We start from the raw sequence: 12,849 nt of genomic DNA, 5'->3' as shown, positions 1-12,849 counted from the left end.
ACCTGAGCGGCCCCCCAGCATGCAACCCCTCAAATGTGACGTACTAGTGATCGGCTCCGGTGCCTCTGGCCTGGCGGCCGCCGTTACCGCCGCGCATCACGGCCTGCGGGTGATTGTCGCGGAAAAGGCCAGCCAGCTTGGCGGCACCAGCGCCTGGTCGGGGGGCTGGCTGTGGATTCCACGCAACCCGCTGGCGGTTGCCGAAGGTATCGTCGAAGGCGACGACGCCCCGGAACGCTACCTGCGTGCCCAGACCCACGTCACCGAACTGGACCCTCGCCAGCAAGCCTTCCTGCGCCATGGCCCGGAAATGGTGGCGTTCTTCCAGCAGCACACTGCCGTACAGTTCCAGTCCGGCAGCAAGATGCCCGACATGCATGCAGGCGATGGCAGCGCGAGCGGCGGGCGCTCGCTGTGCGCGTTGCCGTTCGACGGTCGGTTGCTTGGCCCATGGCTGCACACGCTGCGCCCGCCGCTGGACATCGTCAGCCTGGCGGGCATGGGCATCGCCGGGGGTGCCGACATGGCAGCCTTCTTCAATGCCCGCCGCTCGCCGCAAGCGGCCTGGCACGTTGCCAAGCGCCTGTTGCGCCATGGCCGCGACCTGCTGCTGCATCGGCGCGGCCTGCAACTGGTCAACGGCAACGCCCTGGTTGCACGCCTGTTGCGCAGTGCCCTGGACCTTGGCGTGACTGTGCTCACCGACAAAGCGGCCGTCCGCTTGCTCGGCGATGGGCGCATCGACGGCGCGCAGTTCGCCGATGGCCGGGTGGTCCGGGCACGCCGTGGCGTGGTCCTGGCCTGTGGCGGATTTGCCCATGATCGCCAACGCATCGCCCAGCTGATGCCCCACGCCCCCGATGGCACACAGCACCACTCGGCGGCGCCGCCAGAGAACAGCGGCGATGGCCTGAACCTCGGCGAACAGGCCGGGGCCCAGCTCGGCACGCTGGTGCAGGCAGGCGCCTGGGCACCGGTTTCCCGGGTGCCGCGCCGTGACGGCAGCGTTGGCCACTTTCCGCACCTGATCGACCGCGCCAAGCCTGGCTTCATCGCCGTGCGCCGCGACGGCCGACGTTTCGTCAACGAAGCGGACTGCTACCACGATTTCATGACTGCACTGTTCGCCGCCACGCCACCGGGCGAAGCGCACGAAGCCTGGCTGATCTGCGACCATGCCGCACAGCGACGCTACGGTATCGGCTGGGCCAAGCCGTTCCCTTTCCCGACCGGCTTCTATCGGCGCCGCGGCTACCTGTTCAGCGGCCAGTCCCTGGCAGAACTGGCGCAGCGCTGCGGCATCGATGCCAGGCAACTGCAGCGCACCGTGGCCGACTTCAATCGGCACGCCGCGCTCGGCGAAGACCCGGCCTTCCAGCGCGGCGCATCGGCCTACAACAAAGCCCAGGGCGAACCGCTGCATGGGCCAAACCCTTCGCTGCGCCCCTTGCTGTACGGGCCTTTTCATGCGGTGAAACTGCTGCCTGGCAGCCTCGGCACCTTTGTCGGCCTGTGCACCGATGCCTCGGCACGCGTGCTCGATCATACGCAACAGCCGATACCCGGCCTGTTCGCGGTCGGCAACGACATGCACAGCGTGATGGCCGGGCATTATCCTAGTGGCGGTATCACCTTGGGGCCGGGCATGACCTTCGGCTACTTGGCGGGCAAGGCGCTGAGCTGCCCGTGAACAGGCGCTATTGTTCGGTTATCGAACAATAGCCCCCTCCCCTGAATTGACGCTCGCCGATTCACTGCTCACCATGCACCGGCCTTGCGTGTACCCCCTGCCTGGGGCCAGGTCACGTTCGAGAAAAAGCCGTCCATTACAATTTCAAGAAATGACCCGGATATGAATCACTCCAAGCTCACAACCGCCAGCCCACAACTGCCCTGCGCCGGCATCGGCAACAAGATCCGTGGTGCCTTCGCCGTCGGCAAGACCCGTTGGGGCATGCTCGCCCTGGTATTCTTCGCTACCACCTTGAACTACATCGACCGCGCCGCGCTCGGCATCATGCAGCCGGAACTGGCCAAGGCCATGAGCTGGACGGCGATGGACTATGCCAACATCAATTTCTGGTTCCAGGTCGGCTATGCCGTCGGCTTCGTGCTGCAGGGCCGGCTGATCGACAAGGTCGGCGTCAAGCGTGCCTTCTTTGCCGCCGTGCTGCTGTGGAGCCTGGCCACCGGGGCCCATGGCCTGGCCACCTCGGCGGCCGGTTTCATGGTCTGCCGCTTCATCCTCGGCCTGACCGAAGCGGCCAACTACCCGGCCTGCGTGAAGACCGTGCGCCTGTGGTTCCCTGCCGGCGAACGCGCCATCGCCACCGGGCTGTTCAACGCCGGCACCAACGTCGGCGCCATGGTCACCCCGGCCCTGCTGCCACTGATCCTCAGCGTGTGGGGCTGGCAGGCCGCGTTCATCGCCATGGGCTGCCTGGGCTTGGTCTGGCTGGTGTTCTGGGGCCTGAAGTACTTCAACCCGGAAGAGCACCCGCATGTACGCCAGAGCGAACTCGACTACATCCTGCAAGACGGTGAGCCGCAAGCAGCGCGTTTGCCCTTCAGCCGTATCCTCGGCATGCGTGGCACCTGGGCCTTCGCCGTGGCTTATGCGATCACCGCGCCGGTGTTCTGGTTCTACCTGTACTGGCTGCCACCGTTTCTCAACCAGCAGTACAGCCTGGGCATCAGCGTCACTCAGATGGGCATCCCACTGATGTTGATCTGGCTGACCGCGGACTTCGGCAGCATCGGCGGCGGCATCCTTTCCTCGTGGCTGATCGGCCGCGGCGTGCGCGCCACCACGGCACGCCTGGTGTCGATGCTGATCTTCGCCTGCACCATGGTCAGCGTGACCTTCGCCGCCCATGCCAGCGGCCTGTGGATCGCGGTGCTGGCCATCGCCCTGGCAGTCGGCGCGCACCAGGCCTGGACCGCCAACATCTGGAGCCTGGTGATGGACTACACACCCAAGCACCTGATCAGCACGGTGTTCGGCTTCGCCAGCATGTGCGCAGCGATTGGCGGGATGTTCATGACGCAGATCGTCGGCAGTGTGCTGATGGCGACGAACAATAACTATGCCGTGCTGTTCACCATGATCCCGGCCATGTACTTCCTGGCGCTGACCTGGATGTACTTCATGGCACCGCGCAAGATCGAAGCCCGATAAGCGCGGGTTGCACTGACCTCGAAGGGGCCTTGGCAGGCTCCTTTTTCATGCCTGCCCGGTTTGCGCAGGTCTCGAACCCGGGCGAACCGGTACCCAGCCCTGAACCAGGCAAGCGGCATCAGACCGCCGTTCGTCGTGATCACATGATTTACATACAACCTTCATGCGCGGGTCCTCCTTCTAAACCAGCACAACAACATATTCAGCAACAATTACAGGACCGGGCGCATGGTAATGGGAACTTCCAAAGCCGCACGACTATTCGGGCTGTTGATGCTGGGCATCATCGCGCTACAGCTTTCGGGCTGCGACATGGTGTTGTTCAACCCAAAGGGCCAGGTCGGGCTGGAACAACGCAACCTGATCATCCTGGCCACGCTGTTGATGCTGGTGGTGGTCGTCCCGGTCATGATCATGGCGTTGGTGTTTTCGGTGCATTACCGCGCCTCCAACGAAAAGGCCCGCTATACGCCCGAGTGGAGCCACTCGCGCGCAATCGAGGCCGTGGTCTGGGGCGTGCCGCTGATCATCATCATCGTACTCGGGGTCGTGACCTGGCGCTCGACCCACGCGCTCGACCCTTACCGCCCACTCGATGCCGCCAAGGCGCCGGTCAAGGTGCAGGTCATCGCCACGGACTGGAAGTGGCTGTTCGTCTACCCCGAACTGGGTATCGCCACGGTCAACGAGCTGGCTATGCCGGTGGACACACCCGTGGATTTCCGGGTGACCTCCGATGGCGCCATTACCTCGTTCTTCATCCCTGCACTGGGTGGGCAGATCTACGCGATGGCCGGCATGCAGACCCAGCTCCACCTGATTGCCAACGCGCCGGGGCGCTACACCGGTATCGCCGCCAACTACAACGGCCCCGGCTTCTCCGACATGCACTTCAATGCCCTTGCACTCGACCAGGCCGGTTTCGATGCCTGGGTGGCCAAGGTGCGCAGCTCGCAACGCCAGCTCGATCAGAGCCGCTATGCGCAGCTGGCCAAACCCAGCGTCGCTCACCCGGTAGAGCATTACGCTGCGGTCGATGCCGGGCTGTTCCAGTCGCTGATCGACAAGTACCAGGGTGTCAACCGGTCCCGCGAGGTCGAGGAGCGCCTGGGCGCCCCTCAGGGTCAATCGCCGCAAGGCAGCAAGGAGTGAGGCACATGTTCGGAAAACTGACCTGGGATGCCATCCCCCTCGGCGAGCCCATCATCATGTATACCCTTGCGGTGGTCGGGCTGATCGGCTTCGGCGGTGTCGCAGCCATCACCTACAAGCGCAAATGGACGTACCTGTGGAAGGAGTGGTTTACCTCGGTCGACCACAAGCGCATCGGCGTGATGTACATCGTCGTCGCCCTGGTGATGCTGCTGCGCGGTTTCGCCGACGCGTTGATGATGCGTACCCAGCAGGCCATGGCCTCGGACGGTTCGCCCGGCTATCTGCCGCCAGAGCACTATGACCAGATCTTCACCGCCCACGGCGTGATCATGATCTTCTTCATGGCCATGCCGTTCGTGGTCGGCCTGATGAACATTGTGGTGCCGTTGCAGATCGGCGCGCGCGACGTGGCCTACCCGTTCCTGAACGCGGTGAGCTTCTGGCTGTTCGTTTCCGGCGCGGTGCTGGTCAACCTCTCACTGGGCATTGGTGAGTTCGCCCGCACCGGCTGGGTCGCCTATCCGCCTTTGTCCGGCATCGCCTACAGCCCCGGAGTGGGCGTTGACTACTACATCTGGTCATTGCAGATATCGGGGATAGGCACCTTGCTGACGGGGCTCAATTTCCTGGTCACCATCCTCAAGATGCGTACCACGGGCATGACGCTGTTCCGCATGCCGGTGTTCACCTGGACGGTGCTGTGCACCTCGATCCTGATTCTGGCGGCATTCCCCATCCTGACCGCCACCTTGTTCATGCTCAGCCTCGATCGCTACCTGGGGATGCATTTTTTCACCAACGAGCTGGGTGGCAACCCGATGATGTACATCAACCTCATCTGGGCCTGGGGCCACCCTGAGGTGTACATCCTGATTCTGCCGGCGTTTGGCATTTTCTCGGAAGTCGCCTCGACCTTCTCGCGCAAGCGGCTGTTCGGCTATTACTCGCTGGTATGGGCGACGATCGTCATCACCGTGCTGTCGTTCATCGTCTGGGTGCACCACTTCTTCACCATGGGCGCCGGGCCGAACGTGAACGCATTCTTCGGCATCATGACGATGATCATCGCTGTACCCACGGGGGTGAAGATCTTCACCTGGCTGTTCACCATGTACCGCGGGCGAGTGCGTTTCGAGACACCGATGCTGTGGACCGTCGGCTTCATCGTCACCTTCAGCATCGGTGGCATGACCGGTGTGCTGCTGGCTGTGCCAGGCGCCGACTTCCTGTTGCACAACAGCCTGTTCCTGATCGCGCACTTTCATAACGTGATCATCGGCGGCGCAGTATTCGGCTACATGTGCGGGCTGACCTACTGGTTCCCCAAGGCGTTCGGCTTCAAGCTCTACGACCCGTTGGGGCGCGCTGCGTTCTGGTGCTGGCTGGTGGGGTTCTATTTCGCTTTCATGCCGTCGTACTTCCTCGGCTTCATGGGCATGACCCGGCGCCTGAACCATTTCAACGTGCCGGAGTGGCGGCCGTTCCTGCTGCTGGAGATGGTCGGCGTACTGATCATCCTCTGCGGCGTGGCCTGCCAGCTGACGCAGCTGGTTGTGAGCATCCGCAAGCGCCACGAAAACCGCGACCACACCGGCGACCCCTGGGACGGGCGCACGCTGGAATGGGCCACTGCGTCACCGCCGCCGTTCTACAACTTCGCCGAGCAACCGGTAGTACACGGCATCGATGCCTATTGGGGCATGAAGGAACGCGGGGTCAAGACGCTGATCGAGGCGGATTTCCGCAAGATTCACATGCCCTGCAACACCAGCCTGGGCGTGGTGATCGGCGCGTTGAGCGCGGTGCTGGGCTTCGCCTTGGTCTGGCACATCTGGTGGCTGGTGATCGCCAGCCTGCTGGCCACGGTGGCGGCATTGATCGTGCGCAGCTACGACCAGCATACCGAGTACTACGTGACAGCCGAGGAAGTCGAACGCGTGGAAACCGAACGGCGCCAACTGATGGCGGAGGCCTGATCCATGTCGCATATCGTCCTGAACGAAACCGCCCATCAGCAAGAGCAAGGTTACGAGGATGCGGGTTCCCTGAGCCTGTTTGGCTTCTGGATCTACCTGCTGACCGACTGCATCCTGTTCGCCACGCTGTTCGCCACCTACGCCGTGCTGGGCCAGTCTGTGGCAGGCGGCCCGGGTGCGGCAGACATCTTCGAATTGCCCTACGTACTCGGTGAAACCAGCCTGCTGCTGTTCAGCAGCGTCACCTACGGCTATGCCATGCTCGCCAATCATCGCAAGGACAAACGCCGCGTGTTGCAGTGGCTGGGTGTGACCTTCACGCTTGGCCTGGGCTTCATCGCCATGGAGGTGAACGAGTTCCATCACCTGATCGCCGAGGGCTACGGGCCACAGCGCAGCGCGTTCCTCACTGGCTTCTTCACCCTGGTCGGCACCCACGGCCTGCACGTGCTGACAGGTCTGGTGTGGATGGCCCTGCTGATGATTCAGGTACAGCAGCGCGGCCTGTGCTGCGTCATGTCCACACGGCTGAGCTGCCTGAGCCTGTTCTGGCACTTCCTCGACATTGTGTGGGTATGCGTGTTTACCGTCGTTTACTTGTTCGGGGTGATCCGATGAGCAGCGAAAGCCAGGTTCATAGCAGCGCAGGGGCCAGCCAGTCCAGCCACAAGTCCTACAACGTCGGCTTTGTGCTGGCCGCATTGCTGACGCTCGTTCCCTTCGGGCTGGCCATGTATCCCAGCTTGTCGCGCAGCGCCACGTTCCTGCTGGTGCTGGCCTGCGCGGTGATGCAGATTCTGGTGCACATGGTGTTCTTTCTGCACCTGACCACCGCACGCGAGCAGCGCTGGAGCCTGGTGGCGCTTGTTTTCACCATAGTGATCATCGTGCTGCTGGTGGGGTTGTCGCTGTGGATCATGTACTACGTGCACTACAACATGCTTGGTTTGTGAAACCTGGCCGGCCTGTGGCCAGTTCGCCGGACGGTAAAAGTTGACACGGCACCAGGCCTTGAAGAAGCCGCGGCCGCCAGACTGTGGGTCTCTGACGTCATAAAAAATGGCCCGCACTGGGCGGACCGAAGACCTGACGTGGAGAGTCGAACGAACTCTACAGCTGTTTTGACGGACGCCTTCGTCGAGGGTTTTTTCCTGTTTGCAAAGCCCCGACGGACGGATGATTCGTGTCTGCCTAAGGCTCAAGCGGCAAATCAGGCTGCCCAGGTTTCATGGAGATGGCGCCACAGCACGCGGTCTCCCTGGAGGCTGAACAGCGCCGTCGAGCGCCGTGTCGTCGCGTCCTGGCCGGGCAGCCGATGGGACTCTTGATAGTGGACCATTGCACCCTCCGGCCATTGCGCCAAGGTTTCCAACCCAGAGAGCTCGATGATCAACCCCGGCTGGCTACCAGCACGCGTGGCGAACAGGTTGGCGACATCCTGCAGGCACACCTGCAAGCCAGTCGGCGTGATCATGGAGAAATCCGCCGTGAAGCGCTCGACCATGGCTTCGACCTGGCCCTCTCCCCTGGCGAAGAGCGCCTCGATCAACACGTGCAGGTCGATGACTTCTTGTAGATATGGATTCATGGCATTTCAGTCCTGGTTCGATAGCTGATTACAACCGATTGCCTACAAGCCCGACCCAGGTCGAACTCAAGCTGCGCAGTACCCCGGCCGTCGAGCATGATGACTCATATGTCATGAAACAGGTGGGCTGCTCCCTGAAATACCGACGTACAGGAATGAGCCTGCAGATTCTGGCCATCGTGCTGTCGCTAACCAACGGGGTGATGAACATCCTCCCTTCGGCACGGGAGCGCCGTCCTTCCCAAGTGTCAAGACCAAAAGGAAGTTATCGTCGTCGTTCCTGGAGAAGTTGCGAGGGTTTAGGGAGTGAAATAGGCTGCATCTTCATGAGTGGATGCTACTGACGCTGGGGAAACAATGATGGGATTACACGGATGTGCAGCGTTTCACGGTCTGGCGTGCCGCCCTGTCGGGCCCTCTGACGCCGAAATGATCTGCTCGCATCGCGAGCAGATGTTCCTTGAAGCGGGTGGCATTGCTGAAGATCTGCGCGTCATGACTGAGCATTTTCGCCCATGGCTGGAGGAGCGGCTGCGAGACGGTCGGTATTACGGGTTCAAACTCCTGGATGGCGAACACGTGGTGGCCGCGATTGGCCTGATGAGCATCGATTGGCCTCCCCATCCCTCGCACCCAACCCTGGACAAGCGTGGCTATGTGCTGAATGTGTACGTCCAGCCGGCCTACCGCCGCCGGGGCCTGGCTTCGTCATTGATGCAAGCGGCTGAGCATGAGTTCGCTCGCCGAGGCATCACGTTCGCTGTGCTGCACGCCACCGAGACGGGCAAGCCGGTGTACGAGCAAGCCGGCTGGGCTGGAACGGCGGAAATGGCCAAATCCATTGCTGTGCGGTGATCACTTTCGAGCCTTTGCGGACGCACGGCATTGATGACGAAAGTCCACCCGGTTAGGTCACGGGCGGCTGCTAACGACCCTGAGCGATCATACAAATCCGTTTTTTGCATGCGTGGACAAGGTCATTATGTCCTGAAAACCAACCCTAAACGACGTACCGCCTTGGACACCGAACCTTCAGGATTGGACCACACCAAACCAAGGAGCAGGCCAGATGTCCACCTCGATCAAAAGCGCTGAAGCAGAAACTCGTTTCATTGATGTCAGCAATCGCCGACTCGCTTACCGCACGATAGGCGATGGCAAGCCCTTGCTCTTGCTGATTCGCTATAGAGGCACGATGGATGATTGGGATCCACTGTTTCTCGATAGTCTGGTCACGCAAGGCTTTCAAGTAACAGTCTTCGACTACAGCGGTCTGGGCCAGTCAACAGGTCAGGCGAGCTATAACCCAGGCTCTCTGGCAAAGGATGCCATCGAGCTGATTCACGCCCTTGGCCTGGGCCGCGTCGTGATTGGAGGGTGGTCGCTTGGCGGCATTGCTGCACAAATTGTTCTGGCGCAAGCACCACAGCTGGTGAGCCACGCGGTACTGCTGGGCACAACGCCTCCCGGCCAGCTGGTGAAGACGGGCGAGCCGCTGTTTTATGAGCTTGCCCGACGTGAAAATGACTTCGAAGATTTTGTGAAACTGTTCTTCGAGCCAACCTCAGATCGGAGTCGGGCAGCGGCTGAGCTCGCCTGGTCGCGACTGGCGTCTAGAACACAAAATCGTAGTCCGCAGGTGCCGGTTGCCTGGGCTGCACAGCAACTGGGCGACGCGCCCAAGAACCCGGTGTTCCCCGTGGAAGCAGTACTGCAGGTCCTTAAGACCACCAACATCCCAGTTCTTCACATAGGTGGTGATCACGACATCGTATTCCCTGTAGAGAACTGGCAGGCGCTGACCCAGCAATTTCCAACCCTGACCCAGCTCAGCTTGCCGAGTACCGGGCACGGTCCTCACATGCAATATCCCATCGCCACTGCCCAGCACATCGGGGCATTCGTGGCGGAGTAGCTGACCAGAAGCCGCACATAGAAAAGGCCACCTAATGTGGCCTTTTCTATGTTTCTACTCGCGTCATACCCTACTGCCACCACTTATCATCCGGTAAACCGCTATGAATGAAAGGCTCATTACCAGAATGGCGAAAACTATTGCGGTATCGAAGATGCCGTGTCCGCTTGCTACCGCGTACCCAGCGATCATCGCCGGAACACCCATACCGAGGTAGCAACAGAGGAAGGCTACGGACAATACACCTGCGACTTCCTCGGCGCGTGACTTGGATAAAACCAGTCGGATACCACCTTGAAAACCGGCACCAAAGCCAGCTCCTGAAATCACTACGCCAAAGACAAAGGGAGTGAGCGAACCGGTGATCAATGAGACTAAGACCATAGCCATACCGATCAGCAGCCCCAGTGCGCCAATCCAGGCCAGGGTATGCATTGATCGAGTAACGAATGCCCCAATAGCAGCTACCCCACTACCAGCGAAAGCAGCTAACACCAATCCGCCTGCCCATGACGCAGGTAGCGCAAAGAGCTGCTCAATTAGCCTGGGCCCCATTGAGGCGAAGAAACCGGCGACAGCCCAGCCAGCAACGAATAGCGACGATGCAATGATCATTGGTCCGCGCACATCCACGGGTATGCTGAATTGCGGTATCAGTGACCGGGCCGCCCCAGGTATTTTTGCGCGGATATCCCTCATTAAGAGTAGACCCACGCCCTGAATGACCAAAATAAAAGCTAGCGCCGCGAACACAGTATGAGTGGGGTACGGTAACGCCTGTGCGAATACGCTACCCATCAGAGCCCCAACGGCACTGCCGATGGCAGGTGTGAGGGCATTCACGACCGCTCCGCGCTTGTGGTTGAGATCAATCAGGGCTGCGCCTACCGCTGGAACTGCAGCCCCTGTCGACACGCCTTGAATCAGCCTACCAAGCACTAGATCCGTGAAGCCATCAGCTACACCGAGCATGTACATGGCCACCAATTGCAAAACAGTCGTCCACAACAGTACTGACCGCCGACCGACGTAGTCGGACAACCGTCCAAACACTAGCAGTCCGGCGAGTACTGAAATGGCATAAATACTGAAGATAAAGCTGATGCCCATCGCAGTGAAATGCCACTGGTCCTGATAGATCGGATACAACGGCGTAGGTACGCTGGATCCAGCCAGGAAGGTTACGGTGATGGAGGCAAGCAGACCAAAACGAGTCCGCGGGCCAAGACGCTGCTTGTCGTCATTGGCAACGCTTATTCCAGGGGATATCAGAGTCTGGCTCATGTCGGGTTCTCACAGTAAGCGGTTGATCAGCAGGCATACGCCCATCGCAAATACCAGTGTTCCAGTCCCGAAGCGCACGGCTCGCCAAGGGCGAGCACGTGCAAAGGTGACGAAAGCCATGCGTCACACTGAAGCCAAAAGCGAATAGTTGATCGCTTTTGTAACGTCAGCCTGGGGATTAGAAATGGCATCGAGCATACGCCCTATGACTTTTCCGCCTTTGATCAAGGCAGGCGCGTCGTGACTTGGCAGCAGAAATTTGCTGTCTGCAAGCGCCCTCTTGAGAGCTTTCTTTTCATCCAGCGTGGACATGGCCCGGTTCGCTGTGATCGTCGGCTCATGTGACGCTTGATCGAGAATGGGCTCAATCAATTGGTCGTGAATGTCATAGGCGATGTCGCCGCAGATATTCGCCATGCCTTCGTCAGTTTCGACCAGGACCGATATCGAGCCGGGCGTGTGTCCACCTGACAATCGAACTGCTACGCCCGGGATAACCTCTTCTTCGAACGTGCCGTCGACATCAAACAGGCGAATCGCGCCTCGTGTGTGGAGACGATCAATCAAATGCTTGGTATCAGCCGCAGTGTACATGAGCGGTCCCATGATGCCGGATGCGGCGAACTCCAGCTCGCGACGCGAGATGCCGACAGTAGTCGCCATCGGGAAGAGATCGGTCATGCCGACGTGATCGATATGAGCATGGGTGTGGACGATGTGCCGGATGTCTTTCATCCGCAGCCCGTGCTGGGCCAGATGGTACTCAAGCGTCATCTGCGGCGTCACTTCGTACGTGAGTCCATATTCTTCATACTGTTGGGCGTTGCGTGACCCTGTATCGACCAGGATCGGTTCCTCCCCTCCAGTAATAAGAAAACCCAGAACCGGGATGGTGACTTGCTCGCCGGGGTTCCGGAACATGACCAGACCACTCGAATCCATCTGCATGTTTCCGAGGTTAATTGGATGAATTTTCAGTGCCATGGTGATTCTCCTTGCAGCCGACGCGTGGGTTAAGACAGAGGATCAGGACGGGTAAATGCCGTCTTGCTCTGCCCCGTTAAGAACCGATCGGTTCAATATAGGGCGACCAAAGCGCAGGCGCAAGAGAAAAAAACCATTCGGTTCAAAAAAGTGTTGGATGTTGCTCAGAGAGCCCGCAGCGCTTCCATGAAATGGTTGACCCGATCGCCAGTCCCATCAGCAGGCAAGCAGCTTTCAACGCACACGCCAGAGAAAAACACCATGATGATGTCCGCAACAACCTCTGGTGCCAGTCGGGTTTTCTCAGCCCTTACGTTGTCAGCGATTTCCGGGAGCAAGCGGCGATGACAATCCACGAGCAGTTGACGGACCTGGTCGGAAAGGACGGGAAACTCACGTAGCGCATTGACCGAAAAACAGCCCATACACCCGTTATCTTGAGGGTCGCCAAGCCGAAGAAAACGCTCGATATTTGCCCATCCTTGCGGCTGAGCAGTCAGGATTTCTGGTGCTCCGCGGTTTGCGTAGTAATACGCCAAAGCGCTCAGAAACAGATCATCCTTATCCTTGAATTCTGAATACAGGCCTGACTTATTTACGCCCGTAGCCTGCTCAAGATGATGAAGAGAGGTGCCGGAGTAGCCGTACTGCCAAAACACGGGCAGTGCCTTCTCCAGAACCGTCTCACGATTGAATTTTCGAGGGCGTCCCATTTTCGGTACCTAAACGATCGACATGATCCCAGTATCGAACCGTTCGGTTTAATAGG

The 12,849-nt window shown here is 60.0% G+C and carries 12 protein-coding genes; 8 read left to right on the top strand and 4 right to left on the bottom strand.

What is annotated here, in order from left to right; all coding sequences use genetic code 11:
• Positions 1 to 19 precede the first annotated feature (19 nt).
• From CQW31_RS01215 to cyoD, 6 genes are all read left to right on the top strand, one after another.
• Positions 20 to 1,690 carry an FAD-dependent oxidoreductase gene (locus CQW31_RS01215; RefSeq protein ID WP_099813505.1) on the top strand — a complete coding sequence of 557 codons (1,671 nt, stop codon included), beginning with the start codon at positions 20 to 22 and terminating at the stop codon, positions 1,688 to 1,690.
• A 162-nt stretch (positions 1,691 to 1,852) separates the two neighbouring features.
• Entirely contained in the window at positions 1,853 to 3,178 is a 1,326-nt protein-coding gene (locus CQW31_RS01210) for an MFS transporter (protein WP_054883824.1), read from the top strand.
• Positions 3,179 to 3,412: 234 nt separating this feature from the next.
• Positions 3,413 to 4,330 (top strand): ubiquinol oxidase subunit II, encoded by a 918-nt coding sequence (cyoA, locus tag CQW31_RS01205; RefSeq protein WP_099813700.1) that lies wholly within the window; start codon positions 3,413 to 3,415, stop codon positions 4,328 to 4,330.
• Between the two features lie 5 nt (positions 4,331 to 4,335).
• Positions 4,336 to 6,309: a cytochrome o ubiquinol oxidase subunit I gene (cyoB, locus tag CQW31_RS01200; RefSeq protein WP_054883826.1), complete on the top strand. Its 1,974-nt coding sequence runs from the start codon at positions 4,336 to 4,338 to the stop codon at positions 6,307 to 6,309.
• A gap of 3 nt (positions 6,310 to 6,312) precedes the next feature.
• Positions 6,313 to 6,927 (top strand): cytochrome o ubiquinol oxidase subunit III, encoded by a 615-nt coding sequence (gene cyoC / locus CQW31_RS01195; RefSeq protein WP_099813504.1) that lies wholly within the window; start codon positions 6,313 to 6,315, stop codon positions 6,925 to 6,927.
• Positions 6,924 to 7,262, top strand: a complete 339-nt coding sequence (cyoD, locus tag CQW31_RS01190; protein WP_054883828.1) for a cytochrome o ubiquinol oxidase subunit IV — start codon at positions 6,924 to 6,926, stop codon at positions 7,260 to 7,262. The genes cyoC and cyoD overlap by 4 nt, the downstream gene beginning before the upstream one ends.
• 257 nt (positions 7,263 to 7,519) lie before the next feature.
• On the opposite strand, the gene CQW31_RS01185 is transcribed toward cyoD, so the two are convergent.
• Entirely contained in the window at positions 7,520 to 7,897 is a 378-nt protein-coding gene (locus CQW31_RS01185; RefSeq protein ID WP_099813503.1) for a hypothetical protein, read from the bottom strand.
• A 429-nt stretch (positions 7,898 to 8,326) separates the two neighbouring features.
• On the opposite strand from CQW31_RS01185, the gene CQW31_RS01180 reads away from it, so the two are divergent.
• A complete protein-coding gene (locus CQW31_RS01180) occupies positions 8,327 to 8,752 on the top strand; it encodes a GNAT family N-acetyltransferase (protein WP_313364956.1) in 426 nt (141 codons plus the stop codon).
• Between the two features lie 214 nt (positions 8,753 to 8,966).
• Complete coding sequence (locus CQW31_RS01175; protein ID WP_054883831.1) at positions 8,967 to 9,812, top strand: alpha/beta fold hydrolase; 846 nt, start codon at positions 8,967 to 8,969, stop codon at positions 9,810 to 9,812.
• A gap of 63 nt (positions 9,813 to 9,875) precedes the next feature.
• Here CQW31_RS01175 and CQW31_RS01170 read toward each other — a convergent pair whose 3' ends face one another.
• The 3 genes from CQW31_RS01170 to CQW31_RS01160 form a co-directional block, all read right to left on the bottom strand.
• On the bottom strand, positions 9,876 to 11,096 hold the full coding sequence (locus tag CQW31_RS01170) for an MFS transporter (protein ID WP_099813501.1): 1,221 nt from the start codon (positions 11,094 to 11,096) through the stop codon (positions 9,876 to 9,878).
• Between the two features lie 123 nt (positions 11,097 to 11,219).
• Entirely contained in the window at positions 11,220 to 12,080 is an 861-nt protein-coding gene (locus CQW31_RS01165) for an N-acyl homoserine lactonase family protein (RefSeq protein ID WP_054883833.1), read from the bottom strand.
• Between the two features lie 164 nt (positions 12,081 to 12,244).
• Positions 12,245 to 12,793: a TetR/AcrR family transcriptional regulator gene (locus tag CQW31_RS01160; protein WP_026144803.1), complete on the bottom strand. Its 549-nt coding sequence runs from the start codon at positions 12,791 to 12,793 to the stop codon at positions 12,245 to 12,247.
• Positions 12,794 to 12,849: the final 56 nt, after the last annotated feature.

Source organism: Pseudomonas sp. 382, assembly GCF_002759075.1.
Taxonomy (GTDB): domain Bacteria; phylum Pseudomonadota; class Gammaproteobacteria; order Pseudomonadales; family Pseudomonadaceae; genus Aquipseudomonas; species Aquipseudomonas vlassakiae.
The sequence above is the reverse complement of the archived record's forward strand: the minus strand, read 5'-3'. Positions and strand labels throughout refer to the sequence as shown.

What these genes read in the sequence shown, in the direction of transcription:
- CQW31_RS01185 (WP_099813503.1), bottom strand. Translation starts at nt 7,897, where the DNA reads ATGAATCCATATCTACAAGAAGTCATCGACCTGCACGTGTTGATCGAG.
- CQW31_RS01215 (WP_099813505.1), top strand. Translation starts at nt 20, where the DNA reads ATGCAACCCCTCAAATGTGACGTACTAGTGATCGGCTCCGGTGCCTCT.
- CQW31_RS01170 (WP_099813501.1), bottom strand. Translation starts at nt 11,096, where the DNA reads ATGAGCCAGACTCTGATATCCCCTGGAATAAGCGTTGCCAATGACGAC.
- cyoA (WP_099813700.1), top strand. Translation starts at nt 3,413, where the DNA reads ATGGGAACTTCCAAAGCCGCACGACTATTCGGGCTGTTGATGCTGGGC.
- cyoD (WP_054883828.1), top strand. Translation starts at nt 6,924, where the DNA reads ATGAGCAGCGAAAGCCAGGTTCATAGCAGCGCAGGGGCCAGCCAGTCC.
- CQW31_RS01160 (WP_026144803.1), bottom strand. Translation starts at nt 12,793, where the DNA reads ATGGGACGCCCTCGAAAATTCAATCGTGAGACGGTTCTGGAGAAGGCA.
- cyoB (WP_054883826.1), top strand. Translation starts at nt 4,336, where the DNA reads ATGTTCGGAAAACTGACCTGGGATGCCATCCCCCTCGGCGAGCCCATC.
- CQW31_RS01165 (WP_054883833.1), bottom strand. Translation starts at nt 12,080, where the DNA reads ATGGCACTGAAAATTCATCCAATTAACCTCGGAAACATGCAGATGGAT.
- CQW31_RS01210 (WP_054883824.1), top strand. Translation starts at nt 1,853, where the DNA reads ATGAATCACTCCAAGCTCACAACCGCCAGCCCACAACTGCCCTGCGCC.
- cyoC (WP_099813504.1), top strand. Translation starts at nt 6,313, where the DNA reads ATGTCGCATATCGTCCTGAACGAAACCGCCCATCAGCAAGAGCAAGGT.
- CQW31_RS01175 (WP_054883831.1), top strand. Translation starts at nt 8,967, where the DNA reads ATGTCCACCTCGATCAAAAGCGCTGAAGCAGAAACTCGTTTCATTGAT.
- CQW31_RS01180 (WP_313364956.1), top strand. Translation starts at nt 8,327, where the DNA reads ATGATCTGCTCGCATCGCGAGCAGATGTTCCTTGAAGCGGGTGGCATT.